The organism is Nonomuraea sp. NPDC049152, assembly GCF_040648355.1.
In the GTDB taxonomy this organism is placed as follows: domain Bacteria; phylum Actinomycetota; class Actinomycetes; order Streptosporangiales; family Streptosporangiaceae; genus Nonomuraea.
On the sequence record NZ_JBEZDO010000015.1, the window covers coordinates 202,730 to 229,159 of the forward strand.

Here is a 26,430-nt window from a genome sequence, read left to right on the forward strand (position 1 = left end):
CACTGTCTGCCGGTGGAGCCCGCTTGAGATTCTCAAGGCGTGGACAACCGGTATGAGCTCTACTGCCTTGTCGATCCCCTGTTCTACGACTCACCGGTGATCGACGGCGCGCCCGAGTTCGTCCATGCGATCAGGCACGCTCCCGGCGGATGGACGCGCACCGTGCAGGCCGACACGGTGGCGATGCGGCCCGTCGAGGCGGGGCTGCCCGAGCAGGGGTGGAAGGTCTGCGTCTCGGCCTGTCTCCGCGACGCGGGGGCGATCATGGACGAGGTGTGGGAGCACTGCGTCGCGCGGGGCGTCGCGTTCACGTTCCTGCGCGGCAAGCACCTGCTCCACCAGTCGGAAGGAGCGGCCGCCGGCGTCCTGGCCACGCTCTACCCGGCCGACGAGGCCCAGCTCGGGCGGGTGCTCATCGAGCTCAGCCATCCGCTGCGCGGCCGGCGCAGCCCGTCGGTCCCCGGCGCCCTGCGCGTCGGTGAGAGCCCGCTCCACGTCCGCTACGGCGCCTTCGCCGAGCGCCACAGGGTCGCCTCCGACGGCAGTCTCGAACCGGCCGTCGCCGACCCCGAGGGCAGGCTGCTGCCCGACCCGTTCGGTCCCGAGTTCACCGTTCCGACGTGGGTACGGCTGGCCGCCTTCCTGGAGCCACACCTCGCGGCCATGCGGGCGCACACCATGGACGGCCTGCCGTACGCGATCGAGGAGACCTTGCACCAGTCCGCCGGCGGCGGCGTCCACCTCGCCCGCGACAGGCGCACCGGCGCGCGGGTGGTGCTCAAGGAGGCCAGGGCGCACGTGGCGCTCGACCGCACGGGCGCCGACGCGGTGGCGCGGCTCAACAGGGAGCACGAGGCGCTGACCTGCCTGGCGGGCCTGAAGTCGGTGCCGGCGATCCTGGGCGGGTTCGGCGTGGGCGACCGCCGCTACCTGGTCATGGAGCACGTCCCCGGCACCCCGCTCGACCGGCTCACGGGTGAGAAGCGCGACGCCGCCGACCACACCGCGTGGGCCCTCGACCTGTGCGCCAAGGTCGAGGCGGCGATCACCGCCATCCACGCGCGCGACATGGTCTTCGGCGACCTGCACCCGGGCAACGTCATCGTCAGGCCCGACGGCGGCGTCACGCTCGTCGACTACGAGATGTGCGTCCCCATCGAGGAGGCAGGCCGCCGCCACGGCGGGACCGCCCCCGACGGCCTGAGGGGCGCCGACATCGACCGTCACGCGCTGGCCCGCCTGCGCCTGGCGGTGTTCCTGCCGGTGACCGAGCCGCTGCTGATCGACAGGTACAAGGCGGCCGAGCTCGCCGACGCCATCCGCGACACCTACCCCGTCCCCGACGCCTTCCTCGACGAGGCCGTGCAGACGATCACCGGGGTACGGCGGGCCAAGCGCGTCCCCGGCGCCCACATCCCCGCCTGGTACTCGGTCACCCTGCCCGACCCCGAGCGCTGGGAGCGCCTTCGCAGGTCGATGACGATGGCGATCCTCTCCTCGGCCACCCCCGAGCGCGAGGACAGGCTCTTTCCCGGCGACATCGCGCAGTTCACCACCGGAGGGCTGAACCTGGCCCACGGAGCGGCGGGCGTCCTGCTGGCCCTGCGGGCCACGGGCTCGAACTGGCTACCCGACCACGAGCGCTGGCTGGCCGAGCGGGCGCTGCGCCCGCGCGAGGGCAGCAGGCTCGGGTTCTACGACGGCCTGCACGGCATCGCCCACGCGCTGGCCCTGCTCGGCAAGCGTGAGGAGGCGCTCGAACTGGTGCGGATCGCCTCCGCGGGGCGGTGGGACTCGCTCGGTCCCGACCTCTACGGCGGGCTGTCGGGCATCGGGCTCAACCTCGCGCACCTGGCCGACGTCACCGGCGAGTCGCATCTGCTCCCGGCGGCGTTCGACGTGGCCGATCTGGTGGCCAGGCGGCTGGGCGAGGCAGGCAGCGCGCCCGCGCCCTCCGGCGGCCTGCTGCGCGGGCTCGCAGGCCCGGCCCTGCTCTTCCTCCGCCTGCACGAGCGCACCGGCGAGAGCAGGCTCCTCGACCTGGCCGAGCACGCGCTGCGCCGCGCCGCCCACGACGCCGTGCTCGCGGGCCCCGGCCTCGACAGGGGGAGCGCAGGCCTGGCGTGGGTGCTGGGGGAGTACCTGCGCCACCGCCACGACGACGACTTCCTGCTCACGTACAAGACCCTCGACGAGGCCGTGCGCGCGCCGTCCTTCCTGTATCCCGGCCTGTTCTCCGGCAGGGCGGGTGTCCTGGCCTACCTGGCCAGGCGCGGGGGCGACGACCCCGGCATCGAGGAGCAGCTGAGGGCGCTGGGCTGGCACGCCCTGCGCCACCAGGCCCACCTCGCCTTTCCCGGCGAACGGCTGCTGCGCCTGTCCATGGACCTGGCCACCGGCACCGCGGGCGTGCTCCTCGCCGTCGCCGCCGTGCTGCACGAGGAGCCGGTCTCGCTTCCCTTCCTGCACGCGCCGCGCGCGGGGAAGGACACCGGAGACGGCTGAGCGCCCCCAGAGCCCCGAGTCCCGGTAGGAGCGGCGCGGTTCCACCGGGACTCGGCCACCACCTGTGCCGGAAGCCGCTACAGCCAGCCGGAGTCGCTGGCGATGCGGACCGCGTCGAGCCTGTTGCGGGCTCCGGTCTTGCACATGATGCGCGACAGGTGATTGCGGACCGTGCCGACCGAGAGGAACAGCTCGTCGGCGATCTCCGTGGAGCGGGCTCCGCCCGCCGCCACCCTCAGCACGTCGCGCTCGCGCGGGGTCAGCGGGTTGGCGACCGACTCCAGCGCCGCGACGGCAAGCTCCGAGTCGACGGCCCTGCGCCCCTCGCTGATCGCTCGCAGGCCCTCGGCCAGCGCCTCGGGCGCCACGTCGAGGCTCATGAAGCCCAGCGCGTGGGCCTCGAAGGCCCGCCGTACCTGACCGGGGTTGGGCTGGGCGGAGAGGATCAGCACCCTGCAGCCCGGAGCGTGCTCGCGCAGCAGCGCGGCGGCGGTCAGGCCGTCGAGGTCGGGCAGGCCGAGGTCGACGACGGCGGCGTGGGGGTCGTGCTCCAGAGCCGCGGGGACGATCCCCGCGCCGCTGCCGACCTCGGCGACCACCTCGAGATCGGCCTCCGCGTCGAGCGAGGCGACCAGGCCCCTCCGCACCAGCGGGAGGTGCTCGGCTACCAGGATCCGAAGCAACACATCTCCTAGAGTGATCGGACGGATGCGCAGTGTCAACGCAGTCTCCAGATTCCGCAAAGGGCGCGCAAGCCGTTCAGCATTGGATTGTTCGACTAGTCTGGGCGTGTCGGACCTTCTCCTCAGCCATGGAGCGCGCGTAGATGATCTGGCTCTACATCGCGGGGATCGTCATCTTCGTGCTCGGGCTGATGGCCTCCATCGCCCTCCACGAGATCGGTCACCTCGTTCCCGCCAAGCTGTTCGGCGTCAAGGTGACGCAGTACATGGTGGGCTTCGGCGGCACCATGTGGTCGAGGCGGAAGGGCGAGACGGAGTACGGGATGAAGTGGATCCCGTTCGGCGGCTACATCCGGATGATCGGCATGCTGCCGCCCCGCCCCGGCGACGACCCGACCAAGCTGCGAAGGGCCTCGACCGGACCGTTTCAGGGTCTGATCGACACCGCGAGGGACGTCGCGCAGGAGGAGGTCGGCCCCGGCGACGAGGACCGCGTCTTCTACCGCAAGAAGTGGTGGCAGAAGGTCATCATCATGTTCGGCGGCCCGCTGATGAACTTCGTGCTGGCCTTCGTGCTGTTCACGATCCTGCTCGTCGGCATCGGCCTACCCGGCCTGTCGCCCGTGGTCTCGCCCGACACCAACGCCTGCGTCATCCCCCACGGCCAGACCCGCACGGTCTGCGCGGCAGGCGACCAGCCGACGCCCGCCGCCAAGGCGGGCATGAAGGCGGGCGACAGGATCGTCGCCTTCAACGGCGTCAAGGTCGCCGACTGGGAAGAGGCGACCCAGAAGATCAGGAAGAACGGCCCTGGCCCCGTCACGGTCGGCATCGTCCGCGACGGCAGGCCCATGACGCTCAACGTCACGCTCATCAGCAGGGAAGCCGTCGACGACCCCACCGCCAAGACCAAGGGCGAGGGTTTCCTCGGCGTCCAGGCCACCAGGATCTACGAGCAGCAGAGCTTCGGCACCGTGATCGGCTACATGGCCACGCTGACGGGCCACGTGGCCGAGTCGCTGGTCAACCTGCCGCAGCGGATGGTCGGCGTGTGGAACGCCGCCTTCTCCGGCGAGGAGCGCGACCCCAACGGGCCCATCGGCGTCGTCGGGGCGGGGCGCATCGGCGGCGAGATCGCCGCCTCCGGCCTGCCGGTCAAGGACAAGCTCTTCGAGCTGGTCAACCTGCTGGCCGGGTTCAACCTGGCGATCGGCATGTTCAACCTGATCCCGCTGCTGCCGCTCGACGGCGGCCACATCGCCGGCGGTCTGTGGGAGGGGCTCAAGCGCGCCTACGCCCGCGTCCTGCGGCGGCCCGAGCCCGGCTACGTCGACATCGCGAAGGTGCTACCGCTGACATACGCGCTCGCCATGGTGATGATCGTGATGGCGGGCCTGCTCGTCTATGCCGACCTGGTCAACCCGATCAAGCTGTCCGGCTGAGGTCACTCGCCCGTCACGCCGTCGATCCGCTCACGCAGCAGGTCGGCGTGGCCGTTGTGGCGGGCGTACTCCTCGATCATGTGCACCATGATCCAGCGCAGGGACACCTCGTGGCCGTGGCGCAGCGTCTTGCCGATCGTGTCGAGGGGGAGGCCGGCCGACACCTTCCTGGCGTAGGCGATCTCGCCGCGCCAGGCCGCGAACGCCTGCTCGCCCGTCATCGTGGCGATGTCGTCGAAGGCGTCGTCGGGCTGGTCGGGCGTCGAGTGGAGGCGGGGGACGTCCTCGCCCATGAGGTGCCTGCGGAACCAGCCGCGCTCCACGTCGGCCATGTGGCGTACCAGGCCGAGCAGCGACAGCGTGGACGGGGCCGCCGACCGTTCGCGCAACTGGTCGTCGGTCAGGCCCTCGCACTTGATCGCGAGCGTCTCGCGGTGCCAGTCGAGCCAGGCGTCGAGCATGTCCCGCTCGTCTGCTACGAACGGGGTATTGATGCGGGTTTCTGTCATAACGAGTGATTATGGACCCGCTGGAGGAGTGACGCCGACCGTTCCCCGCATGCCGAAGCGCGACCTGATGCCCCCTGGAGTCCACCACCGCGCCGCCTCGTGCCAGCCCGGCACGCGGTAGGTGGGATGGATGATCAGCGTCCCGTCGTCGCGGTTCTGGATCTGCGGGCCGTTGAAGCAGGGGTGCACGCCGTAGAACACCAGCGCGCCGCCGGGGCGCAGGACGCGGTCAGCCGTCCAGCAGCACGGGGAGGCCGGCCAGCCGCCACGACATGGGCAGGAGCTGCCGTTCCAGCTTCTCCGGAGCCACCGCCAGGCGCAGTCGAGGGAAGCGCGACAGCAGCCCGCTGAAGGCCACCTCGCCCTCCTGGCGGGCCAGCGCCGCCCCCAGGCAGTAGTGCAGGCCGTGTCCGAAGCCCACGTGGACCTCGCGCCTGCTGTCGGGCTCGCGGGCGATGTCGAGCCGGTCGGGGTCGCCGAACCTGCGCGGGTCGAAGTTCGCGCTCACGATCACCGCCATCACGGGCTCGCCCTGCTTGACCACCGTGCCGCCGAGCTGGACGTCCTCGGCCGCGTAGCGCAGGCGCGTGCCGTGGACGGGGCCGCACCAGCGCATGAGCTCGTGGACGGCGCGCGGCATCAGCGAGGGCTCGGCGCGGAGCCTGGCGAGCTGGTCGGGATGGGTGAGCAGGGCCGCGGTCCCGTTCCCGATCAGATGGGCGGTGGTCTCGTGGCCCGCGAGGACGAGCGTGAGCACCATGGTGACCAGTTCGGTGTCGGTGAAGCGGTCGCCGTCCTCGTCGTGGGCTCTGATCAGCCCGGTGAGCAGGTCGTCGGCGGGCTCGGCGCGGCGGCGGGGGATGAGGTCGCGGATGTGGTCGACGATGCCGATGAGCGGCTCGACCAGGGCGCCAGGCTCCATGGTGGTCATGCGGGCGCCCCACGCCCGCCACTGCGCCCGGTCGGCCTCGGGGATGCCGACGAGCTCACAGATGACGGTGATGGGGAGCGGGTAGGCGTACTCCTCGACGAGGTCGACGACGCGGTCGGTCGGCAGCGCGTCGAGGAGGGCGGCGCTGATCTCCTCCACCCGCGGCCGCAGCTCCATGACGCGCCTGGCGGTGAAGGCGCGCGAGACCAGCCTGCGCAGCCTGAGGTGGTCCTCGCCGTCGAGGTCGAGGATGCCGCGGGTGAGGTAGACGGCGTACTCGGGCGGGACGCCCCTCGCCTGGGTGAGCTTCTCCCGCAGGTTGGAGACGTCGGCGCCCGGCACGTTGCCGGGGTCGTTGACGAAGCGGTGGTCGCTCAGCACGGTCTTCACGTCGTCGTACCGGGTGACCAGCCAGATCGGGGTGTCCTGCCCGGGGAAGGAGGCGTGGAGGACGGGCGCCTCCTCCCTGAGCTCGGCGAAGCCGCTGAAGGGGTCGGTCAGCAGGCCGGGATCCATCAGGTTGACGGTCTTCATGAGCGCCTCTCGTGACCGGAAGGAGGAATCTGGTCATCGAGTCAAACGTACGCCCGCCGCCGACCCCCTGCAAGGATCAGTTCATCGAGATGTGCACGTGGTCGTAGTGGTTGGCGGTGACGCTGCCGCGGTCGGACATGGCACGCCAGCCGCTGCCACTGTTGATCCGCTGCCGCCAGATCACGTACTTGATGCCCAGGCGGCTCTGGTTCTTCAGCGCCCACGCGGCGACCTGGTCGCCGAGCGCCCTGTTGACGGCCGTCGGTGTGGCGCCGCCCGAGCTCATCATGAAGTCGCAGGCGCGACCGAGCGGATGCTCTCCGCTGCCGCCCGACCGGTAGCAGCCCACCTCGAACGGCAGCGCGAACGTCTTCTTGATCGTGTCGCGCATGAGCGTGGTCCGCGGCGTGATGTTCTCCGAGCCCGTGGGCAGCTCGGGCGCCCAGCTGCCGTCGCTCTTGCGCCCCGGACCTGTCGGCACGAGCTTCTGGAGCTTCTTCTCGATGTCCTTGATCATGCCCTCGGCCTCCTTCCGGTCGTCGGCGACCTGGTCGGTCTCCGTCTTGATCCGGTCGGCGAGCGCGAGCGCGTCGGCGGCGGCCTGCTTCTTGGTGTCGCGGGCCGCGGCGACGCTCTTGACCACGGCGTCCTGCTCGGCGCTCATCTGCTCGAGCAGTGCGGAGGTGGTGAGGTCGGGGGTGTAGAGCAGCGTCGGCAGGTCGGGGGTGCCGGCCTGGTAACGCATCTCAGTGATCTTGGAGGCTTCGGTCTCTGCCCTGGTCAGGGTCTGCTCGGCCGTCGCCAGCCGCTCCTTCGCCTTCTCGGCGGCCTTCCGCGCCTCGGCCAGCGACACGCGCTTGGCGTTGTAGCTCTCGATGAGCTTGTCGACCTTGGAGTTGAGCTGCTTCAGCTCGGCCCGCAACGCGGGTTCGGACGGCTTGGAGGCAGCCGAGGCCGCGGTCGCCGAACCGGTTACGAGGGACAACGCGGCAAGAAAGCCGCATGCGAAACGAGACGTGGGGGACGCCACGAACGATCCTCTCCGTCTGCCGACCGGGTTAGCTGACGGGTTCGGGCGGGAGATGCGGCCCTACCACTCGCGTGGATACACCCCAGGTTCTTGGTGGGTCCCCGGTTCCCGGGCAACGCGCCCGGGATTAGGCATGTAACGGCTGTGAAAGCCGGTGAAAGGGGATATTAGTAGTAAATGTCCGGTAATGCGAGTTCAAGCGGACATCAATTAGTGATCTACCTGTGATCGAAGTAGTCTCGCGGCCTCCTCGGGCAGCACGTCGTTGACGAACGCGCCCATCGCCGACTCCGAGCCCGCGAGGTACTTGAGCTTCTCCGGGGCCCGGCGGATGCTGAACAGCTCCAGGTGAAGATACGCCAGGTCACGGCCCTGCCGTACGGGAGCCTGGTGCCACGCGGCGACGTACGGCATGACCACGCCGAACAGCCCGTCGAGCGCCCGCAGCACGCGGGTGTAGACGGGGCCGAAGGCGGCGCGCTCCTCCTGGGTGAGCGCGGCCAGATCGGGCACCTGGCGGTGCGGGTAGAGGTGGACCTCGAACGGGTAGCGGGCGGCGGCGGGCACGAACGCGGTCCACAGCTCGTTGCCGGCGACCACGCGCTCGCCGGCGCGCTCCGCGGCCAGCACGTCGGCGAAGAGGTTCGGCCGACGGGCCGCGGCCGCCAGGTGCTGGCGGGTGCGCGGGGTCACGTAGGGGTAGGCGTAGATCTGGCCGTGCGGGTGGGCCAGGGTGATGCCGATCTCCGCGCCCCTGTTCTCGAAGCAGAACACCTGCTCCACGCCGGGGATGGCCGACAGCTCGGCGGTGCGGTCGGCCCAGGCCTCCATGACCAGCTCCACCTGGTCGTCAGGGAGCGCGGAGAAGGACGAGTCGTGGTCGGAGGTGAAGCAGACCACCTCGCAGCGCCCCACGCCGGGACGCACCTCGCTCAGGCCGCCGGGGTCGGTGTAGGAACCCAGATGGGTGGAGAAGCTCGGGAACCTGTTCTCGAAGACGACCACGTCGTACTCCGAAGCGGGGATCTCGGTCGGCATGCCGGGCTTCGACGGGCACAGCGGGCACTCGCTGGCCGGAGGCAGGAAGGTACGGGTCTGCCGGTGGCCCGCCATCGCCACCCACTCCTCGGTGAGCGGGTCGTAGCGCAACTCGGAGGCGACGGGCCTGGGCGGCAGTTCGCGCTCGTCGATCGCGCTCCTGTCGGCGTCGTCGCGCCGATCGAAGTAGATCAGCTCTCGGCCGTCGGCCATGTGCGCGATGGTGCGCTTCACTTCGTGTCCTCCGCGATGATCAGTTCTCCCGCCCGCTCGGCCAGCTCCGCGCGAGCCTCCTCCGGCAGGTTCGCGTCGCTGATGACGACGTCGGCCTCCGACAGCTCCGCGATCGTGCTGATGCCGACCGTGCCCCACTTGGTGTGGTCGGCGGGGACCACCAGCCGGTGCGCGGAGGCGACCAGTTCCCTGTCGGTCTCCGACTCCAGCAGGTTCGGCGTGGTGAACCCCGCTCGCGTGCTCATGCCGTGCACGCCCAGGAAGAGCGTGTCGACGTGCAGCCGTCTGATGGCCGCGACGGCGACGGGCCCGACGAGGGCGTCGGAGGGCGTGCGGACGCCGCCGGTCAGCACGACCGTGCGGTCGGCGCGCGGGCTGCGGTGGAAGACGTCGGCGACGGGGACGGAGTTGGTGATGACGGTCAGGTCCGGCACGTCGACCAGGTGGTGGGCCAGCGTCCACGTGGTCGTGCCCGCCGACAGCGCGACGGCGGTGCCGGGGTGGACAAGCGTGGCGGCCCTGCGGGCGATCGCGTCCTTCTCCGGCTGCTGACGCATCGACTTGGCGGCGAAACCCGGCTCCTCGGTCGAGCCGGGACCGTTGATGGTGGCGCCGCCATGGACCTTCTCCAGCAGGCCTCGCTCGGCGAGCGCCTCCAGGTCCCTGCGTATGGTCATGTCGGAGACGCCGAGCTCGCGCACGAGGTCGGCCACCCGGACTCCGCCGCTGCGGCGGACGCGCTCCAGGATCGCCTGTTGCCGCTGTGGTGCGAGCACGTGCCCTCCTTCCAACAGATTCCACCAAATTATGACACATCTATGTTGAAACATGGGGAGTGGAATCTGGGAAAGCCCTTGTCGCGGCAGACGCGTTCGCGAGAGGTTGGGATCATCACATGAGGAGGTAAGCCATGGCCAAGCGCGCACGTAAGACCAAGGCCCGCAAGAAGAAGGCGGCCAACCACGGCAAGCGTCCCAACGCTCGCTGAGGTAGGACATCGGGTACTGCCCGTACCCGATGTTCATCCCTCCGCCAGGCCCGCGAAAGACCCAAGACACGAAATCTCGTGACAGCGTGGCCTCATGCGCCCGCGCGCATCCCGCGCCACCTCCGCCCCCGGCGCGGTGACCTGCTTCCACCTGCGGCGGTCGCCATAGTGTGACGCATGATGTCGCGTGGACTGCGGATCCTCATCGGCCTCGCCGCCGCGGTGATCGTCCTTGCGGGGCTCAGGAGCGCCAGCGCGATCGCGGGCCCGGCATTCCTCGCCCTCACCCTGACGATCGCGGTCAGCCCGCTGCGGGCGTGGCTGAAGCGGCGCGGCGCGCCCGCGTGGGTGCTGATGACCGTGCCGCTGCTGGTCGTGCTGCTGGTGCTGCTGGCGTTCGTGGCCTCACTGGCCGTCTCGGTCGCGCAGCTGGCGAGCCTGCTGCCGACCTACACCGAGGAGTACAACGCCATGGCCTCGGGGGTCACGCGGTGGCTCGGCACCCTCGGGATCACCGCCGACCAGATGACCGCGGCGGTCAAGGCGCTGGACCCCAGCAAGCTCGTGCCGCTCGTGCAGGGCTTCCTGTCCAGCCTGCTCGGCGTCGTCTCGGCCTTCGTGCTGATCCTCCTGCTGGTGTACGGCATGAGCCTCGACGCGGGGCCGACGCAGGCGGCCATCCGCGCGCTGGAAGGCACCAGGCCCGACCTGGTGCGCGCGCTGACCCACTTCACCAGGAGCACCTGTCGCTACCTCGTGGTCTCCAGCGTCTTCGGCCTCATCGTGGCCGTGTTCGACGCCGGGGCGCTGTGGCTGCTCGGCGTGCCGTTGCCGCTGCTGTGGGGACTGCTGGCGTTCATCACCAACTACATCCCCAACATCGGCTTCATCCTCGGGCTGGTGCCGCCCGCGCTGCTGGCCCTGCTGGACTCGGGCTGGGTCACCATGGTCTGGGTGATCGTCGTCTACAGCGTGCTGAACTTCGTCATCCAGTCGGTGATCCAGCCGAAGTACGCGGGGGAGTCGGCAGGCCTGTCGACCACCATCACGATGCTGTCGCTGCTGGTGTGGTCGGTCGCGCTCGGCGCGCTCGGCGCCATCCTGGCCGTGCCGCTGTCCGCGCTGGCCAGGGCCCTGCTCGTCGACGCGGACCCTGGCACCCGATGGGCGATCCCGCTGGTCAGCGGAGCAGCCCGGGAAGAGCGGCCGACACGGCCCGGTGGAAGGTCGGGTAAGCGTAGATCATCTGGCTGAGCCGTTCGACCGGGATCCTCGCGTGGACGGCCAGCGTCAGCATGGAGAGCACCTCGCCGCCGCACGGACCCGCGCTCGTCGCGCCGACCAGGACCCCGTCGGCGGCGACCAGCTTGACGAACCCCTCCGCCCGCGCGATCCAGCCGCGCGTCGAGGCCGCCAGGTCGGTGAAGGACACCCTGACGTCGAGTCCCCGCTCCCTGGCCTGCGCCTCGGTCAGCCCGACGGCGCCCACCTCGGGATCGGTGAACGTCACCCTCGGCACCGCGTGGTGCTCCGCCTCGTGCACGGGCTCGCCGAGGATCTGCCTGACGACGATGTCGGCGTGGTAGATCGACATGTGCGTGAACGCGCCCTCGCCGACCACGTCGCCCAGCGCCCACACCCCTTCGGCGGCGCGCATCCGGTCGTCGACCGGGATCGCCCTCGCGCTCTCGTCCAGCCCTATCGCGCCGACGCCCAGCGCCGCGAGGTCGACCCTGCGGCCTGTGGACACCAGCAGCTTCTCCGCCGTGACCCCCGCCAGCGTGAAGCGACCGTCCTCGTAGGTCACCTCGTCGACCTTCACCCCCGTGCGCACCCCGATGCCCTCGTCGGTGAACACCTTCTCCACCAGCGCGCTCGCCTCGGGCTCCTCCATGAACAGCAGCCTGCCGGCCATCTCCAGCACCGTCACCTCGGCCCCGAACCGGGAGAACACCTGCGCCAGCTCGGCGCCGATGGCGCCGCCGCCGAGCACGACGAGCGAGTCAGGGACGCTCTCCGTCTCCATCGCCTCGTGATTGGTCCAGTACGGCGTGCCGTCCAGACCCTTGACCGGCGGTACGGCGGGCCGCGACCCCGTGGCGATCACGATGCCCCGTCCCGCCCTGATGACCTGCTCGCCCACGGTGACCTCGTTCGGTCCCGTGACGCGCCCGTGCCCCCTGACCAGGAGGCCGCCCTTGGCCGTGAACCGGTCGGCGGCGACCTTGTCGTTCCAGTCGTCTGTCGCCTCCTCGCGGATCCTGCGCGCCACGGGGGCCCAGTCGGGAGCCAGGCCTCCCCCCGCCACCTCGTTGGCCGCGGTGACCATCATCTTGGAGGGGATGCAGCCCCAGTAGGGGCACTCGCCACCGACCAGGTTCGCCTCGACCCCCGCGACCTTCAGCCCCGCCTCGGCCAACCGCCCCGCCGCGTCCTCGCCGCCGGGACCCATGCCCAGCACGATCACATCGACATCCATCAATCCACGCTAGCCCGTCCCCGGAACCCGCCCAAGGGCCACCACGCCCCGCGAGCCGTCCGGCTCCGGCCCCCGGAAAGAGGTCGTGGACGTCCAGAGAGAGGGAAGAACCCCGGCCCGCACTCGGGCGTCAGCCCTCCGCGGACCCGAGGGACAGCGCGTCCATCAGGCGCTCGAGCTGCCCCGCGTAGAACGACGCGAACTCGGCCGACCCCGGATCCATCCCGCACACGGCCCGCACCACCTGCGGAAACGCCACCCCCGCCGCCGCCATCGCGAACAGCGCCACCATCATCGCCGCAGGGTCCACCCCTGCGGGCGACTCCCCCCGCGCCTGCCGCTCCCGCAACGCCTCCACGTTCCTGCGCATCCCCTCGGCGAACTCGGGCGAAGGAGCCCCGTCCGCCAGCCCCTCCCACACCAGCAGCTTCCCGAACGAGCGATGCTCCGAGTTCGCCTTGACGTACCCGGCGACCAACTGCCCCAATGACGCAGACTCCTCGGCGAACCCGCCCTCCGCCTGCTCCCACTGGCTGGTCAGCTCCCTGTACAGCCCCTCCTTGCCGCCGAAGTAGTACGAGATCAGCTGCTTGTTCACCCCTGCCCGGTCCGCGATCGCGCTCACCCTGGCCCCCGCGAAGCCCTTGGCCGCGAACTCCTCCACGGCGGCTTCGACGATCCGCTGCTTGGTCCGCTCGGCGTCGCGCTGCTTCTCCTCGGGCTCTCTCCGCATGCGCCCAAACTATCATCCATCCGGATGGTTGACACAATTACCCAGTTGGTTGATAGTCGGAGGCATGACGAACATCGCGGTGATCGGCGGCGGGATCGGCGGCCTGTGCCTGGCCCAGGGGCTGCACAAGGCAGGCCACGACGTGACGGTCTACGAACGCGACCGCACCCCGACCGACCGTCTCCAGGGCTACCGCGTCCACATCGACCCCAACGGCGCGCGAGCGCTCCACGACTGCCTGCCCCCGCACCTGTGGCGCACCTTCCTCGACACCACGGGCCACGGCGGCCAGGACTTCGGCTTCCTCACCGAGCAGCTCAGGCCGCTGCTCCTGATCGAGACCCCCAAGGCGGCCGACCCAGCCGACGACCACCACTCGGTCAGCAGGATCACGCTGAGGAAGATCCTGCTGACGGGACTCGACGACGTGGTCCGCTTCGGCGCGACCTTCGAGCGCTACGAGCGCACCCCGCACGGCACCGAGCTGTTCTTCGAGGACGGCACCAGCGCCACAGCCGACCTCGTGGTCGCCGCCGACGGCGGGAACTCACGCGTCAGGCAGCAGTACCTCCCGCACGCCCGGCGCGTCGAGACCGGCATCACCACGGTCGCGGGCAAGTTCCCGCTCACCGAACGGACCAGAAGGCTCATCGACAGGAGGCTGACAGACGGTCCCAACAACGTCCTGCCCCCCAGGGGCATGGGCCTGTTCGTCGCCCCGCACGACCTCGGCGACACCGGCGAGACGACCGAGCTCATGGACGACACCAGCAGCTACATCCTGTGGGCCTTCGGCGCGAGCAGGCGGCGCTTCCCCGCCGACGTGGCCGGCCAGACGGGCGAGCAGCTCAGGCGGACCGTCGCAGGGTTGATCCACGGCTGGCACCCCGACCTCAGGAAACTGGTCGAGCTGTCCCACCCCGACACGGTGTCACTGCTGCCCATCCGCACCTCGATCCCCATCGAGCCCTGGCAGCCGACGACCATCACCCTGCTCGGCGACGCCATCCACAGCATGACGCCGATGCGCGGCATCGGCGCCAACGTCGCCCTGCGCGACGCCCGCCTCCTGTGCCGGGCGCTGACCGGCGGCAGACCGCCGGTCGAGGCCATCGCCGACTACGAGACCCGGATGCGCGAGTACGGCTTCGCCGCCGTCCGCGACTCCCTCAGGGCCGCCGAGCAGTTCGTCGGCGAGAGCGCGCCCGCCAGGCTCGGCTTCAAGGCCTTCCTCCGTACGGCCCAGCGCTTCCCCTCGCTCAAGCGGAAGGCCTTCGGATGACGTCACGACAGGCGGGCTGCCGCAGCGGCAGGTCCGTGGCCGCTCACCCCCGCCGACCTCCGGATCAGCCCTTGAGATTCCGGTCGAGGAAGTCCAGTTGGAGCAGCAGGAGGTTCTCGGCGACCGTCTCCTGCGGCGTCATGTGCGACACCCCCGACAGCGGCAGCACCGTGTGCGGGCGGCCCGCTTCCAGCAGGGCGCCGGACAGGCGGAGCGTGTGCGCGGCGAACACGTTGTCGTCTGCGAGGCCGTGGACGAGCAGCAGCGGCCTGCTCAGCTTGGGCGCGTCCGCGATGAGCGAGCTGCGGTCGTAGGCGGCGGGGTCCTGGTCGAGGTAGCGCTCCTGCCAGTGGGTGTCGTACAGGCGGGCGTCCGTGACGGGCGCGCCCGCGACCGCGGCGTGGAAGACCTCGGGGTGGCGAAGGACGGCGGCGGCCGCCAGGTAGCCACCGTAGGACCAGCCCCTGATGCCTACCCTGCCCAGGTCGAGGTCGGGGTGGGCCGCGGCGGCCGCGCGCAGCGCCTCGATCTGGTCCTCCAGCGCGTGGCTGAGCTTGTCGCCCTTGATCGTCCGCTCCCATGCGGGTCCTCTGCCGGGGGTTCCCCTTCCGTCGGTCACCAGGACGGCGTAGCCCTGGTCGGCGAACCACTGGGAGACCAGGTGGTCGTCCAGGACGGCGGTCGCGCGGCTGCCGTGCGGCCCGCCGTACGGATCGAGGAGGACGGGCAGCCGCGCGGACCCCTCGACGTGGCCCGTCGGGAACAGCAGCGCCGAACGCAGCTCGCGCTCGCCCAGGCGCAGCAGCGTGACCCGTGGGCGCAGCGCGGGGGTGGCGGCCTTGGAGGCGATCTCGTGCGCTCCGGCGCGTACGCGCACGCCGTGGCGGTCGAGCGTGCGGGAGACGACGACGGTCGTGCCGCCCGCGCGCACGCCCGTGTGGACGCCTGCCTCGGTGGTCACCCTGGTCAGGGTGCCGTCGTAGGTGTACAGGTGGCGCTCGGTCGGCTCCTCCGTCGCCTGGAAGAGCATGGTGTCGCCGTCCACGCTCAGCACCCGGACGACCTGCAGCCCCTCGGGGGTGACCGGCGCGTCGCCGACGACCAGGTGTCGCGTGTCGCCGACGTCGGCGGTGCGGACGAGCGCGCCGCTCGCCGTACGGGCGGGCACCCCGGCCACGAGCTCCACCCACGCCGCGTCGTTGTCCTCGTGCAGCGTCGTGGTCTCGCCCGTCGGGGCGACCGACAGGATCCTGGTCGTGCGCTGGTCGCGGCTCTGCACCTGCACCAGCAGGTCGTGGGCGGTCCACGCGACGCGGGCGACGTACTCGAAGGCGGCGCGGTCCCACCGCACCTCGGTCCGCTCGCCGTCCATGGTGACCAGCCAGAGCGAGACGTCCGCGTTCGGCGTGCAGGCCCTGGGATAGGCCATGACCCTCGGCGGGCTCGCCGGGTTGGCGGGGTCGGCGACGTGCCAGCGCTCGACGGGCGCGTTGTCGACCCGCGCGGCCAGCAGCACGGTGCCGTCCGGCGACCACCAGTGGCCCCGGTGGCGGTCCATCGACTCGGCGGCGACGTGCTCGGGCAGGCCCCAGGTCACCTCGGGCCCGTCGGGGTCGACGGACAGGCCGCCCACCACCCGCAGCGCGCCGTCGGCGACGTAGGCGACCCTCGCGCCCGTCGGGTCGAGCCTCGGGTCCGAGCCCTCGCACCCGAGGTCCTTCACCGCCCCGCTGTCCAGCTCCACCAGGAACAGGCGGCCGTTGAGCGCGTAGACCGCCTTGGTGACGTCGGCGTCGGTGGCGTAGCCGGTGAGGCCGTGCGAGTACTCGCGGGTGCGCTCCCTGTGGGCGCGCTCCGCCTCCGAGAGCTCGGCTTGCCGTCCGTCGCCGGGGTCGACGACCAGGCGCTCCTCGCCGGAGGCCACATCGAGTGTCCACAGGCGGTTGACCTGGTCCTCGGCCCCGAGCGAGCGCAGGAAGACGACTCGCCGCCCATCGGGGGAGACGGTGAAGTCACGGGGCGTCCCGAGGCGGAATCTGGCGGTTCTGGCGTGCTGGCGGGGAAAGGTCATGATCCTGAGTATGGCCCTACTCATGCGATCACCATGGCCCCGGAGCACCTTGGGCGCATGAACCCCATCGCGCGCATCGTGGACGACCTGGACCAACTCGCGGCCAGGGCGGAACGCCTCGTGGCCAAGGGACAGGTGCCGGTCTCGGCCATCGAGAGGCTCGTCGGGGAGGGGGTCGCCAGGGGCGCGCCGCTGTACGAGCGCATCATCGGGGCGGCGACCGGCTTCCAGCCCGCCGCTTTCCTCGCCAGGGGAGCGAGGGCCGTCACCTCCGTGGCGCGGATCTCCGTCTGCACACCCGGAAGGGAGCTGCCGCGCGGTACGGGGTTCATGGTCTCGCCCAGGCTGCTGCTCACCAACAACCACGTGCTGCCCACTCCGTCCGCGGCGCTCGGCGTGGCCGTCGAGTTCGGCGTCGAGTCAGGGATCGACGACCAGCCCCAGGCGCCGACCAGGTTCAGGCTCGACCCCGATGGCTGCTTCCTCACCGACGAGCGCCTCGACTACACGCTCGTCCTGGTGAGAGCCGCGACCGACGGCAGGGAGGCGGGCGCGCTGTTCGGCTGGAACCCCCTCATCGCCCAGCAGGGCAAGATCGTCGCAGGCGAGCCCGTGAACGTGGCCGGACATCCGCTCGGCAGGCCGAAGGAGATCTCCACCAGGCGCAACGAGCTCATGGAGCAGACCGAGCAGCACCTGCTCTACACCACCGACACCGAGCCGCCGAGCTCGGGCTCGCCGGTGTTCAACGACCAGTGGGAGCTCGTCGCGCTGCACCAGATGGCGGTCGACGGCCCGCCGGACCAGAACCGGGTGTCGAACAAGGGCGTGCGCGTCAGCGTCGTTCTGGCCCATCTGGCGGGGCGCGAGGTCGCCGCCGAGGTGCGGGCCCTGCTCGCCGAGATGGGGCCCGCGGCGGGGCTGGGGTCGCCCGCCGTACCCGCCGAGCGGCCGCCCTCCGGCCCCGCCTCCGGTCTCGCGGCGCGCCCCACCGCCTTCGGCGGCGGCAGGCACCTGCTGTTCCTGCACGGCAGGGCCCAGGAACGCCTCGACCCCACCGCGATGCGCAGGCGGTGGGCGGCAGGGCTGAACAAGGGCCTCACGCTCGCCGACCTGCCCACCATCGACCCGGGCGACGCGTGGCTGCCCTACTACGCTGACCGGCTCGCCGAGCCCGCCACCGAGGCGCCCACCTCGCCGACCGCGCGGCTGCTGTACGAGCAGCTCGTCGGCGAGGCGGCCATGATGGCGGGGATGCCGTCGGACTCGCGGCGCGAAGGCCTGCTCACCGGCCTGCACGGCGCGCTGTCCTGGCTCGCCTCCGCCACCAACCTCGACAAGCCGCTCATTTCCAGCGTCTTCCGCGACATCGCCACCTACCTCGACGATCACGCGGTACGGCGGAGCGTCCTCGACGCCGTCCTGGGCGCGGTGCCGCGCTCGGGCCCGCTGGTGATCGTGGCGCACAGCCTCGGCAGCGTCGTGGCGATGGACCTCATGGCCTCGCTGCCTCCAGGGGTGGAAGTGCCGCTGCTGGTGACCGCGGGCAGCCCGCTCGGCCTCGACTCCGTGCACCGCAACCTGCTCTCGGGCGGCCCGTCGCGGCCGCCCAGGGTCGGCGCGTGGCTCAACGTCTGGTGCCCGTCCGACCCCGTGTGCATCGGCTGCCCGCTGGACGACGACTGGAAGGGCCAGGTGGATGAGCGCGCGGTGGAGAACCCGCTGCAGCGCGCCCACGACGTGGAGGAATACCTCTCTCACCCGGCCGTCGCGCGCGCCGTCTCCGCGGCCTTGGCATGATGTTCGCCCGGAATGCCCGCACAACGGACGGACAGGGGCGCGATGCTCAAGCCAGGAGATCCGGTACGGCTCGGGCCGTACAGGCTGCTCGACCGGCTGGGCGAGGGCGGCCAGGGCGCGGTCTACCTCGCGGAGGGCGCGGACGGCGGACGCGTCGCGGTCAAGCTGCTGCACGCGCGCCACGCCGACGGCCCCGACGTGCGCGCCCGCTTCCTGCGCGAGATCGAGCTGGCCAGGCAGGTCGCGGAGTTCTGCACCGCACGGGTCCTCGACGCGGGCGAGAGCGACGGCGCGCTGTACGTGGTGAGCGAGTACATCGACGGCGTCTCCCTGCAGAAGAGCGTCGAGAGGGAGGGCCCGCGCGCGGGCGCGGCCCTGCACAGGATCGCCGTCGGCACGGCCACCGCGCTGGCCGCCATCCACCAGGCGGGCATCGTCCACCGCGACTTCAAACCGGCCAACGTGCTGCTCGGACCCGACGGGCCGAGGGTCATCGACTTCGGCATCTCGCGGGCGCTCGACACCATGGCCACCACGACCAGCGGCGTCGTCGGCACGCCCACCTACATGTCGCCCGAGCAGATCGGCGGGCAGCGGGTGGGCGCCGCCTCGGACGTCTTCAGCTGGGCGGCCACCATGGTGTTCGCCGCCACGGGACGGCCCGCCTTCGGCCACGACAGCATCCCCGCCGTGCTGCACCGCATCCTGTCGGCCGAGCCCGACCTGTCGGCCATCCCGGACGGTCTGCGCCAGCTCCTCGCCCACTGCCTGGCCAAGGAGCCCTCGGCGCGCCCCTCGGCCTCCCAGGCGATGCTCGCCCTCATCGCCCACCGCTCCGCCCCCGCCGCGCCCTCCTGGGCCGCTGCGCCCGTCGCGCCCGCGCCCGCGCCCGCGCACCCTTCGCGCCGGACCGGCCCGCCCGGCCAGGGGCTCGAAACGGTCCCGAGCAAGACCAGGAGGAAGGTCGCGTACGGCATGGCCGCCGTCGCCTGCGCGGCCGCCGTGACGGGAGCAGCGATCGCGGTGCCCTCATGGCTGAGCGCCGGCCCGCCGAGCCCCACCGTCAGCCCGGTGCCCGCGACCACCCCGGTGCCCACGACCACCCCGGTGTCCGCCACCAGCCCGGCGAACACGCCTGCACCCACCGCGACCCCCTCGCCTCCGGCGTTCTCCGGTGACGCGGTCGGCAAGGCACTCGGCACGCTGCGCGGACACACCGACGACGTCGAGACGGTCGCCACGACCTCCGTGGGCGGCAGGCGGATCGCGGTCTCCGGCTCCCGCGACCGCACGGTCCGCCTGTGGGACCTGGCCACCCGCAAACCCCTGGCCACGCTCACCGGCCACACCAACTGGGTGCGCAAGGTCGCCGTCACGGACCTGGACGGCGACAAGATCGCGGTCTCCGCCGGCGACGACGGCACCATCAGGGTCTGGGACCTGGCACGGCGCAAGCCGCTCGGCCGGCCCATCGACCAGGACGAGCCGGTGTTCTCCCTGGCCGTGGCGCAGCGCGAGGGGCGTCCCGTGGCCATCACCGGGGGACGCGCCGGCGACGTGCGCGTGTGGGACCTGACCACCCGCAAGGAGATCGGCCGGAGGAGAGAAGGCCACTCGGGCGCGGTCTTCTCCGTCGCCGCCGCCGGCGCGGAGTTCTTCACCGCGGGCGCCGACGGCGAGGTGAAGCGGTGGAGCCTCGACGGCGGCGAAGGCGAGAGCGTCACGACCCACACGGGGCAGGCCTCCGTCGTCGAGACCGCCCGCCTCGACGGCGGGAACGTCGTGCTGTCCGGCGGCGGCGACCAGGAGGTGTGGGTGGACGAGCCGACGGGCGGCGAGCGGCGCCTGCCGTACCTGGGGCACTCGGGGTGGGTCTACTCGATCGCCGTGGCCGAGGTGGCGGGCAGGACGCTGGTGGTCTCGGGCGGCAACGACGGCACCGCCAGGGTGCACGACCTGGCCACGGGCAAGGACGTGGGCAAGCCCTTCAAGGACCACGACCACAACGTGTTCGGCCTGGCGACCACCGTGCTCGGCGGCAGAACGGTCGTCGTGAGCGCGGGAGGCGACAACACGCTGCGGGTGTGGCGGCTCACGTGAGCAGCGCGGGATGGCGCGGATCGTCGGCCTTGACCACCACGTCGGCCGACCGCGCGGGCGCCACCTCGCGCTCGTAGCGCTCGTAGGCGGGCAGCCGCCAGCCGTGCGCGGGGTCGCCGCGCCGTACGAGGGCCGTCTTCGACAGCCACAGGTGGACGGTCAGCTCGGCGGGCAGCCCGCGGCCGAGCAGCAGCGTGCCGTCCAGCAGCAGCACGCCGCCCTCCGGCAGCCTCTCGTACGGCGCGCGCGTGGCCCTGTCGGTCTCGCTGTTCCACAGCGAAGGAACGATCCTGCCGCTGCCGCCGGGTGAGAGCGGGTCGAGCACCTCCCTGCGCAGGCCGCCCTCGTCCAGCCAGTCGTCGTAGAAGGCGTCTGGGTCGGTCCTGCCGTACTCCAGGCGCAGCGAGGCCGGCCTGAGGAAGTCGCCGGCCGACACCCGCCGCACCGCCCTCCCGCGCACCCGCAGCGGCTCGACCAGTTGGTCGACCAGCAGGTCGGGCCGCGCGGCAGGCGCGCCGTCGACCAGCACGCGCACCCATGCCTCCCGTGGATGCGCCGCGACGCGCTCGGCCAGCTCCTCGACGAGCAGCGCGGGCGAGATCGGCCGCACGCTACAGCGCCCTCCGCAGCTCGGCCTCGGTGTGCCGTCTGTTATAGGGCGCGGTGTCCGGCTCGAACCTGCGGCCCTCGGCCAGCGGCCCCGCGTCGACCACGTCGAACCCGAACGCGTCCGTCAGCTCGGCCACCACCCGCTTGGCCTCCTCGTCGTCGCCCGCGATCGGCAGCGCCCGCCTGCCCTGCGTGCCCTTCGGCAGGCCCTGCGTCGCCAGGTCGCGGTAGTAGATGGTGTTGAACGCCTTCACCACCCTCGCGCCCTTCAGATGCTCGGCCAGCAGCTCACTGCTCGTCGTCTCGCCTGAGTCCAGCTCGGCGACGTGGCCGTCTCTGGCGGCGTAGTAGTTGTTGGTGTCGATCACGATCGTGTCGGTCTGCGGCACCTCGCGATAGCGGCCGAACGGGATCGTCACCACGACCACGTCGCCGGCGCGTGCCGCTTCCTCCGCCGTGCCCGCCCTCGCCCTCGGTCCCAGCTCCTCGACGAGGCCGGCGAGCGTCTCGGGGCCGCGCGAGTTGCTGAGGACCACCTCGTGGCCCGCGTCCACCGCCAGCCTGGCCAGCGTGCCGCCGATGGACCCGCTGCCGATCAGTCCGATAATCATGGACGCGGCAACGCCCCGCCGCCGCCGGGCTATTCCGGCCCCGGATTCTCACGACCAGACAGCAAGGACCCGGTCCGGGGTCAAGGGGCCGGGTGCGCTGTCGGTGAACCCGGTTGGGCGCTCGGTGTTCGCGGTGCTTGGGTGTCGGAATGGATGTCTTGGTTCTGGGCGGAACGGCATGGGTGGGACGGGAGCTGTCACGGCAGGCCGTTGAGCGCGGTCATCGGGTGACGTGCCTGGCTCGCGGCGAAAGCGGAGAAGTCGCGGACGGAGCGACGCTCGTGGCCGCCGACCGGCGCGATCCTTCGGCGTACGAACCACTGCTCGGCCGCGTATGGGATGCGGTTCTCGAGGTGTCGTGGCAGCCGGGCTTTGTTCGTGAGGCGCTCGACGCACTGGGCGGCAGGGCCCGGCACTGGATCTATGTCTCCTCCGTGAGCGCCTACGCCTCCCACGCCACGGCGGACGCGGACGAGTCAGCCGCACTCCTCGCTCCCACCGGCCGAAGCGAGGTCGACCGAGGGTCGTACGGCGAGGCGAAGGTCGCCTGCGAGCAGGCGTCGACGGCCGTCGTGGGCGACCGCCTCCTCATCGCACGCGCCGGTCTCATCGGTGGCCCCGGCGATCACAGCGGACGCTCCGGCTACTGGGTGGCCCGTGCCGCACGCGATCCGCAAGGGCCGATGCTGGTTCCCGACACACCGGCCATGCCGACACAGGCGGTCGACGTGCGGGACCTCGCCGCCTGGCTGCTCGACGCCGCGGAGAAGGAAAGCGTCGGCACCTACGACGCCGTCGGTCCTGTCGTTCCGTTCGCAGAGTGGATCGAGCTGTCCCGCGCCATCGGCGGGCACACCGGTCCGGTGGTCACCGCCGACTCGGCATGGCTGACCGAGAACGGCGTGGCCGGGTATATGGGCGTCGAGTCGCTGCCGATGTGGCTGGTCGAGCCGGGCTGGGAAGGGTGGTCGGCACGGAACGGGTCCTCGGCGCGCGCGGCCGGGCTCCGTCACCGGCCACGGGCGGAGCTGCTTGCCGACACGCTGCGCTGGGAACGCGAGCAGGGTCTGGACCGGGCACGACGTGCCGGCCTCAGCGCCCGTCGTGAGCTTGAGCTGCTCGACGCTCTCGGCTGACGGCTTCGGCGTCCGCGGCGTCGAGGAGGGGCACAGAAAAGAGGCGTCGGGCACACAACGGGTACGAAAGATCAAAAAGAATTCTGGAAGATCGCGAAAGGCCAGGTCTCCCATGCGGATGACCTGGCCTTTCGCCTGTCTGAGCGGACGACGGGAATCGAACCCGCGTAGCTAGTTTGGAAGACTAGGGCTCTACCATTGAGCTACGTCCGCGCGAGCCGGTCGAAGTCTGGTCTAGACTTCATCCGGTCGTCAGGGCGTAAGCGTACCGGAGTCCCGGAGCGCATGCGTAACCGACGTCGCGGGGCGTGGCGCAGCTTGGTAGCGCGCCTGCTTTGGGAGCAGGAAGTCGCAGGTTCAAATCCTGTCGCCCCGACTTCTGCACGTGCCGGAAGGCCACTCCACAGGATGGGGAGTGGCCTTCCGGGTGTCTAACTGGGTGACTACTCTTCTCCAGAGGCGCCGAAGATGCGGTCCATCGCCCTCTCCGCGCGGGCCCAGGGACGCTTCGCATCCGACAGGGACAAGCGGATGGGAGTTGTCCCTTGCAGCGTGGAAGCGCTGGGAGCCTCTGTGGCAAGACCATTTGCTGTCTGCATGTCTGGGATAACTGCCCAACCTCGGATGCGGGCTGGCCAGCGCTGGCGCTTGTCCGTGATCAGGCCCGGCCGCCGCGCTTCTTGCCGAAGAGCACACCTGCCCCGACGGCGACGATCGCCGCCACGCCGCCCACCACGAGCCTCCGGGGCAGCCGGCCACGGGACACGCGCGAACGTTCCGCCACCGCCTCACCCGCTTGGAGTGCCTTCTGGTACTCCTCCTCGACGATCTCGCAGAACCGTCGGTCGTGACGGTTACGCACGCTCGCCCGGAACCAGGTTCGGTTGAACTCCCAGTGCTCTCGTCCGATCCGCGACCTGAACCTGGCGGCCATCTGCATCCGCAGTTCGGCTGTTGGCAGCTCCTTGAGCGCGAAGAACGACCGAAAAAGCGCAAGCTGCATGTTGGCGTACACCCACCGCCGCATCTCCTCGGACGCCTCCGCCGTGCCGTCCCACCTCGCGCCTTCCACTTGCATGAGGGACGGGTCCTCCATCACGAAACGCATCATCTCGACATGGAGCAGCCGCCCAGTGGTCTCCGAGGAGATCCGCGCCGACCGTGCCTGGAAAGCCACCGAAATGGCCAACACCAAGAGTGACGCGGCGGTCAGCAGTGCGACTGCAGAGCCGTAAGCATCACCGACGTCGGCAAGTGAGGCCCAGTCGACACCCGTCGCACTGCCGAGCCGATCGAGCGCGAACGGCGACGCCAGGAGTATTAGCAGGACGGCAAGCCCTGCCGCCACCCCACCGGCCCACTTCGCGACAGCCGTCACCATAGCCCCGTCCCTCCTGAAGGGTGCCAACCCTCCGTTACATCCATCTCCGCCGCGACCGCATTACAGCGGGCCGTGCGGTACGGGGGCGCGACCGATATCTGATCTTGGTCACTCCGTAAAGCGAGTGATCGCTGGTTCAAACTCAGTAGCCGGCGGAGAAGATGCGCAGGGCACGTCTGGGGGAAGTCTCGCGCGCAAATCCGTTGCCCTTGCGTTTCGAGGGCCGCGATCATGGCGGAATGCCGCAAAGCGCGCGATGCTCTGCTCGAACACGCCGGCGGCGCCGTCCTCGACCTCGGCCGGCTGCGGACAACACTGCCGGTCGTCGACGTCATGGGCCCGGCGACGCCGGCATACCTCGAATCCGGGGACTTCACGGCTGTCCACGCGGGCGCTGAGGTCGAGGGCCTGCGGGCGGACCACCAAGACGTCCGGGCGCTCCTGGCTGCGGTGGAGGAGCCGGAAGCGGATGAGAGCGGCCTGGAGGGGATCACCTCGGCGGCCTTCGTCGTCCGCAGGGGTCAGGATGTGATCGCCGCTGCCGGGTATCGCCCGTGGCTCGGTTTCCGTGTCCTCGGGGCGCAGATCAGCGTCCGGCTGAGCCGCTGAGCCGGTCCGGGACAAGACCCCGGCGGCGCGCCGCGATGTCCCAGTGACCGGCAGCACGTCGCAGGTTCACGTCCTCACCGGGCGAGCAGCCGCTCGACCCTGACGTGCACGTGCGGGTGGGTCGCCATCAGCGATCCCTTGCGCGTACGGCAGGCCACCAGGCCCAGCGCCGGCACCCCTCGCCGCAGGTCCGTCAGCGGGATCCCGTCCGCCTCGTGCACCTTGAGCAGCGCCGAGGCCAACAGCCCCGGCTGTCCGAGCAGGTCGGCCGCGGCCCTGTCGGCGGCCAGCTCGCGCGCCCTGCTGAGCGCCCGCAGCGGCAGGTGGGCCACGAAACTGGCCAGTCCCAGCGCGCCCGCGCCCAGCAGCACGCTCAGCCCGATCAGCAGGCCGACGGGGAACTCCTCGAAGAACAGTCCAGGAGCCTCCAGCGCCGTCCTGCCGGTGATCTTGGCGATCCACGCCATGAAGATGGCGAACGAGCTCGCCAGCGTCATGACCGCCACGTCGCGGTGCTGGATGTGGGCCATCTCGTGCGCGAGCACCGCGGCCAGCTCGTCGGGCGTCAGCCGCTCGCGCAGCCCGCGGGTGACGATGATGGTCGCGCTGCGCCGCGACCTGCCGACCGTGTACGCGTTGGGCGCGGGCGAGGGGCTCAGCGCCAGCCGGGGCTTGTCCTGGCCCGTCAGCGCGCACAGTCGGTCGAGTACGGCGTGCAGTTCGGGCTCCTGCGCGGCGGTCACGAACCGCGCCCCGGTGATCCGCCTCGCGACGCGTTCGGTCGACAGCCACTGCACCAGCAGGACGGCGCCGGCGATGCCCGCCACGAGGTAGAGGGGGACGCCGGCGAGCACGAGTCCCGCGAAAACGGCGCCGTAGACGGTGGTGAGCAGGGCCATCGGCACGAGCATGCGCATCAAGCGACCTCCAGTCTGCGTCAGGACCGGAAGGTCTTCCTCGCCCTGAGGGCCGCCTGGCCGGGCGGATAGCCGTGATGACGACCAGGCTGTTGGGAGGTACTCCCCTTCGTTGCGAAAAGGATACGAAATCAGGAGCCGGTGTGGAAGAGCGCCCACACCGCTTTGCCGCCGCCGTCGAGGCAGTCCCAGCCCCAGCATTCGCTGTAGGTCTCGACGATGTAGAGGCCGCGCCCGTTCTCGGAGATGAAGTCGGGCTCCTTCGGCGTGGGCACCTCGTCGCTGGGGTCGGCCACCGCCAGCAGCACGTGGGGAGCGGACCGCATCAGCAGGAGGGTGATCTCGCGGTTGCCCCTGGCGTACCTGACGGCGTTGGTGACCAGCTCGGAGACCACCAGTGCGGCGTCGTCGCCGAGCTCGGACAGGCCCCAGTCGTCAAGGGTCGAGCGGGTGACGTCCCTGGCCGTGCGGACCGAGTCGGCCCTGAAGGGGAGGGGGCAGGCGGTGGTGTCCGGCTGCTCGGCGCGGAGGAGGCGGTCGAAGCCGACCTCGCGGGTGATCTGCAGGCAGGTGGCAGTGGCCAGGGGGTCCTCCACCATCCCGCCAATACCTCCACTAATCCTGACTTAGTGCATATGTCGGTGATTGCCACCTATATGCACTAGGCCATCATGGGTCACGGCAAGCGACGCTGCAAGACCCAAATGCACGTGCAAGTGCAATGTGCAATCACATCCTGGTTACTGGCAAAGCGGACACCCGGCTAAGACCTTGTCATAGGGCCGGGAACTAGTGACACTGTGTGCGG

Annotated in this window: 23 protein-coding genes, 2 tRNA genes and 1 riboswitch; of the genes, 9 read left to right on the plus strand and 16 right to left on the minus strand. The window is 71.0% G+C overall.

Features of this window, described 5'->3' with window-relative positions; translation table 11 throughout:
- The first annotated feature begins 39 nt into the window (after positions 1 to 39).
- Positions 40 to 2,505 (plus strand): class III lanthionine synthetase LanKC, encoded by a 2,466-nt coding sequence (lanKC, locus tag AB0B45_RS26870; RefSeq protein ID WP_358135663.1) that lies wholly within the window; start codon positions 40 to 42, stop codon positions 2,503 to 2,505.
- A 77-nt stretch (positions 2,506 to 2,582) separates the two neighbouring features.
- Here lanKC and AB0B45_RS26875 read toward each other — a convergent pair whose 3' ends face one another.
- On the minus strand, positions 2,583 to 3,191 hold the full coding sequence (locus AB0B45_RS26875) for a response regulator transcription factor (protein ID WP_358135665.1): 609 nt from the start codon (positions 3,189 to 3,191) through the stop codon (positions 2,583 to 2,585).
- Positions 3,192 to 3,331: 140 nt separating this feature from the next.
- Between AB0B45_RS26875 and AB0B45_RS26880 the strand changes: the two genes are divergently transcribed.
- Entirely contained in the window at positions 3,332 to 4,630 is a 1,299-nt protein-coding gene (locus AB0B45_RS26880) for a M50 family metallopeptidase (RefSeq protein ID WP_358135667.1), read from the plus strand.
- Positions 4,631 to 4,632: 2 nt separating this feature from the next.
- On the opposite strand, the gene AB0B45_RS26885 is transcribed toward AB0B45_RS26880, so the two are convergent.
- The 6 genes from AB0B45_RS26885 to AB0B45_RS26910 all read right to left on the minus strand — a co-directional run bounded on the left by AB0B45_RS26885 (position 4,633) and on the right by AB0B45_RS26910 (position 9,682).
- Positions 4,633 to 5,139, minus strand: coding sequence for a DinB family protein (locus AB0B45_RS26885; RefSeq protein ID WP_358135669.1), 507 nt, complete (start codon positions 5,137 to 5,139; stop codon positions 4,633 to 4,635).
- A 9-nt stretch (positions 5,140 to 5,148) separates the two neighbouring features.
- Positions 5,149 to 5,340, minus strand: a complete 192-nt coding sequence (locus tag AB0B45_RS26890; protein ID WP_358135672.1) for a hypothetical protein — start codon at positions 5,338 to 5,340, stop codon at positions 5,149 to 5,151.
- 28 nt (positions 5,341 to 5,368) lie between these two features.
- A complete protein-coding gene (locus tag AB0B45_RS26895) occupies positions 5,369 to 6,604 on the minus strand; it encodes a cytochrome P450 (protein WP_358135674.1) in 1,236 nt (411 codons plus the stop codon).
- A gap of 76 nt (positions 6,605 to 6,680) precedes the next feature.
- Positions 6,681 to 7,589 carry a hypothetical protein gene (locus AB0B45_RS26900; protein ID WP_358135677.1) on the minus strand — a complete coding sequence of 303 codons (909 nt, stop codon included), beginning with the start codon at positions 7,587 to 7,589 and terminating at the stop codon, positions 6,681 to 6,683.
- Between the two features lie 48 nt (positions 7,590 to 7,637).
- A riboswitch (cyclic di-AMP (ydaO/yuaA leader) is annotated at positions 7,638 to 7,778 on the minus strand.
- A gap of 66 nt (positions 7,779 to 7,844) precedes the next feature.
- Entirely contained in the window at positions 7,845 to 8,906 is a 1,062-nt protein-coding gene (gene galT, locus AB0B45_RS26905; protein ID WP_358135680.1) for a galactose-1-phosphate uridylyltransferase, read from the minus strand.
- Positions 8,903 to 9,682 carry a DeoR/GlpR family DNA-binding transcription regulator gene (locus AB0B45_RS26910; RefSeq protein WP_358135682.1) on the minus strand — a complete coding sequence of 260 codons (780 nt, stop codon included), beginning with the start codon at positions 9,680 to 9,682 and terminating at the stop codon, positions 8,903 to 8,905. The genes galT and AB0B45_RS26910 overlap by 4 nt, the downstream gene beginning before the upstream one ends.
- 389 nt (positions 9,683 to 10,071) lie before the next feature.
- Here AB0B45_RS26910 and AB0B45_RS26915 point away from each other — a divergent pair, with 389 nt between their 5' ends.
- A complete protein-coding gene (locus AB0B45_RS26915) occupies positions 10,072 to 11,148 on the plus strand; it encodes an AI-2E family transporter (RefSeq protein ID WP_358135685.1) in 1,077 nt (358 codons plus the stop codon).
- On the opposite strand, the gene AB0B45_RS26920 is transcribed toward AB0B45_RS26915, so the two are convergent.
- Both AB0B45_RS26920 and AB0B45_RS26925 read right to left on the minus strand, forming a co-directional pair.
- On the minus strand, positions 11,075 to 12,373 hold the full coding sequence (locus AB0B45_RS26920) for an NAD(P)/FAD-dependent oxidoreductase (RefSeq protein ID WP_358135687.1): 1,299 nt from the start codon (positions 12,371 to 12,373) through the stop codon (positions 11,075 to 11,077). The genes AB0B45_RS26915 and AB0B45_RS26920 overlap by 74 nt on opposite strands.
- Positions 12,374 to 12,503: 130 nt before the next feature.
- The gene (locus AB0B45_RS26925; RefSeq protein WP_358135689.1) at positions 12,504 to 13,106 is read right to left on the minus strand and encodes a TetR family transcriptional regulator; all 603 of its coding nucleotides are present in this window, start codon (positions 13,104 to 13,106) and stop codon (positions 12,504 to 12,506) included.
- A 64-nt stretch (positions 13,107 to 13,170) separates the two neighbouring features.
- Here AB0B45_RS26925 and AB0B45_RS26930 point away from each other — a divergent pair, with 64 nt between their 5' ends.
- A complete protein-coding gene (locus tag AB0B45_RS26930) occupies positions 13,171 to 14,388 on the plus strand; it encodes an NAD(P)/FAD-dependent oxidoreductase (protein WP_358135692.1) in 1,218 nt (405 codons plus the stop codon).
- Positions 14,389 to 14,452: 64 nt separating this feature from the next.
- Here the strand turns inward: AB0B45_RS26930 and AB0B45_RS26935 are convergent, their stop codons facing one another.
- The gene (locus AB0B45_RS26935) at positions 14,453 to 16,459 is read right to left on the minus strand and encodes a prolyl oligopeptidase family serine peptidase (protein WP_358135695.1); all 2,007 of its coding nucleotides are present in this window, start codon (positions 16,457 to 16,459) and stop codon (positions 14,453 to 14,455) included.
- A gap of 57 nt (positions 16,460 to 16,516) precedes the next feature.
- Between AB0B45_RS26935 and AB0B45_RS26940 the strand changes: the two genes are divergently transcribed.
- A complete protein-coding gene (locus AB0B45_RS26940; protein WP_358135697.1) occupies positions 16,517 to 18,259 on the plus strand; it encodes a serine protease in 1,743 nt (580 codons plus the stop codon).
- Positions 18,260 to 18,271: 12 nt separating this feature from the next.
- Entirely contained in the window at positions 18,272 to 20,359 is a 2,088-nt protein-coding gene (locus AB0B45_RS26945; RefSeq protein WP_358135700.1) for a serine/threonine-protein kinase, read from the plus strand.
- On the opposite strand, the gene AB0B45_RS26950 is transcribed toward AB0B45_RS26945, so the two are convergent.
- Together AB0B45_RS26950 and AB0B45_RS26955 are read right to left on the minus strand one after the other, a co-directional pair.
- Positions 20,352 to 20,969 (minus strand): uridine kinase, encoded by a 618-nt coding sequence (locus AB0B45_RS26950; RefSeq protein ID WP_358135703.1) that lies wholly within the window; start codon positions 20,967 to 20,969, stop codon positions 20,352 to 20,354. The genes AB0B45_RS26945 and AB0B45_RS26950 overlap by 8 nt on opposite strands.
- Position 20,970: 1 nt before the next feature.
- Positions 20,971 to 21,579: an NADPH-dependent F420 reductase gene (locus AB0B45_RS26955; RefSeq protein ID WP_358135706.1), complete on the minus strand. Its 609-nt coding sequence runs from the start codon at positions 21,577 to 21,579 to the stop codon at positions 20,971 to 20,973.
- A gap of 149 nt (positions 21,580 to 21,728) precedes the next feature.
- Between AB0B45_RS26955 and AB0B45_RS26960 the strand changes: the two genes are divergently transcribed.
- Positions 21,729 to 22,715 (plus strand): NAD-dependent epimerase/dehydratase family protein, encoded by a 987-nt coding sequence (locus AB0B45_RS26960; RefSeq protein WP_358135708.1) that lies wholly within the window; start codon positions 21,729 to 21,731, stop codon positions 22,713 to 22,715.
- 142 nt (positions 22,716 to 22,857) lie between these two features.
- Here AB0B45_RS26960 and AB0B45_RS26965 read toward each other — a convergent pair.
- Positions 22,858 to 22,928, minus strand: a tRNA-Gly gene (locus AB0B45_RS26965).
- Positions 22,929 to 23,017: 89 nt separating this feature from the next.
- On the opposite strand from AB0B45_RS26965, the gene AB0B45_RS26970 reads away from it, so the two are divergent.
- A tRNA-Pro gene (locus tag AB0B45_RS26970) sits at positions 23,018 to 23,091 on the plus strand.
- Between the two features lie 282 nt (positions 23,092 to 23,373).
- Here AB0B45_RS26970 and AB0B45_RS26975 read toward each other — a convergent pair.
- The gene (locus AB0B45_RS26975) at positions 23,374 to 24,096 is read right to left on the minus strand and encodes a DUF6082 family protein (RefSeq protein WP_358135710.1); all 723 of its coding nucleotides are present in this window, start codon (positions 24,094 to 24,096) and stop codon (positions 23,374 to 23,376) included.
- Between the two features lie 231 nt (positions 24,097 to 24,327).
- Between AB0B45_RS26975 and AB0B45_RS26980 the strand changes: the two genes are divergently transcribed.
- Positions 24,328 to 24,705, plus strand: coding sequence for a hypothetical protein (locus AB0B45_RS26980; protein ID WP_358135713.1), 378 nt, complete (start codon positions 24,328 to 24,330; stop codon positions 24,703 to 24,705).
- Between the two features lie 74 nt (positions 24,706 to 24,779).
- On the opposite strand, the gene AB0B45_RS26985 is transcribed toward AB0B45_RS26980, so the two are convergent.
- Positions 24,780 to 25,622: a M48 family metalloprotease gene (locus AB0B45_RS26985; RefSeq protein ID WP_358135716.1), complete on the minus strand. Its 843-nt coding sequence runs from the start codon at positions 25,620 to 25,622 to the stop codon at positions 24,780 to 24,782.
- Positions 25,623 to 25,753: 131 nt separating this feature from the next.
- Positions 25,754 to 26,221, minus strand: a complete 468-nt coding sequence (locus AB0B45_RS26990) for an ATP-binding protein (protein WP_358135718.1) — start codon at positions 26,219 to 26,221, stop codon at positions 25,754 to 25,756.
- Positions 26,222 to 26,430 lie beyond the last annotated feature (209 nt).

What these genes read in the sequence shown, in the direction of transcription:
- AB0B45_RS26880 (WP_358135667.1), top strand. Translation starts at nt 3,332, where the DNA reads ATGATCTGGCTCTACATCGCGGGGATCGTCATCTTCGTGCTCGGGCTG.
- AB0B45_RS26885 (WP_358135669.1), bottom strand. Translation starts at nt 5,139, where the DNA reads ATGACAGAAACCCGCATCAATACCCCGTTCGTAGCAGACGAGCGGGAC.
- AB0B45_RS26895 (WP_358135674.1), bottom strand. Translation starts at nt 6,604, where the DNA reads ATGAAGACCGTCAACCTGATGGATCCCGGCCTGCTGACCGACCCCTTC.
- AB0B45_RS26915 (WP_358135685.1), top strand. Translation starts at nt 10,072, where the DNA reads ATGATGTCGCGTGGACTGCGGATCCTCATCGGCCTCGCCGCCGCGGTG.
- AB0B45_RS26920 (WP_358135687.1), bottom strand. Translation starts at nt 12,373, where the DNA reads ATGGATGTCGATGTGATCGTGCTGGGCATGGGTCCCGGCGGCGAGGAC.
- AB0B45_RS26925 (WP_358135689.1), bottom strand. Translation starts at nt 13,106, where the DNA reads ATGCGGAGAGAGCCCGAGGAGAAGCAGCGCGACGCCGAGCGGACCAAG.
- AB0B45_RS26930 (WP_358135692.1), top strand. Translation starts at nt 13,171, where the DNA reads ATGACGAACATCGCGGTGATCGGCGGCGGGATCGGCGGCCTGTGCCTG.
- AB0B45_RS26935 (WP_358135695.1), bottom strand. Translation starts at nt 16,459, where the DNA reads ATGACCTTTCCCCGCCAGCACGCCAGAACCGCCAGATTCCGCCTCGGG.
- AB0B45_RS26940 (WP_358135697.1), top strand. Translation starts at nt 16,517, where the DNA reads ATGAACCCCATCGCGCGCATCGTGGACGACCTGGACCAACTCGCGGCC.
- AB0B45_RS26945 (WP_358135700.1), top strand. Translation starts at nt 18,272, where the DNA reads ATGCCCGCACAACGGACGGACAGGGGCGCGATGCTCAAGCCAGGAGAT.
- AB0B45_RS26955 (WP_358135706.1), bottom strand. Translation starts at nt 21,579, where the DNA reads ATGATTATCGGACTGATCGGCAGCGGGTCCATCGGCGGCACGCTGGCC.
- AB0B45_RS26960 (WP_358135708.1), top strand. Translation starts at nt 21,729, where the DNA reads ATGGATGTCTTGGTTCTGGGCGGAACGGCATGGGTGGGACGGGAGCTG.
- AB0B45_RS26975 (WP_358135710.1), bottom strand. Translation starts at nt 24,096, where the DNA reads ATGGTGACGGCTGTCGCGAAGTGGGCCGGTGGGGTGGCGGCAGGGCTT.
- AB0B45_RS26980 (WP_358135713.1), top strand. Translation starts at nt 24,328, where the DNA reads ATGGCGGAATGCCGCAAAGCGCGCGATGCTCTGCTCGAACACGCCGGC.
- AB0B45_RS26985 (WP_358135716.1), bottom strand. Translation starts at nt 25,622, where the DNA reads ATGCGCATGCTCGTGCCGATGGCCCTGCTCACCACCGTCTACGGCGCC.
- AB0B45_RS26990 (WP_358135718.1), bottom strand. Translation starts at nt 26,221, where the DNA reads ATGGTGGAGGACCCCCTGGCCACTGCCACCTGCCTGCAGATCACCCGC.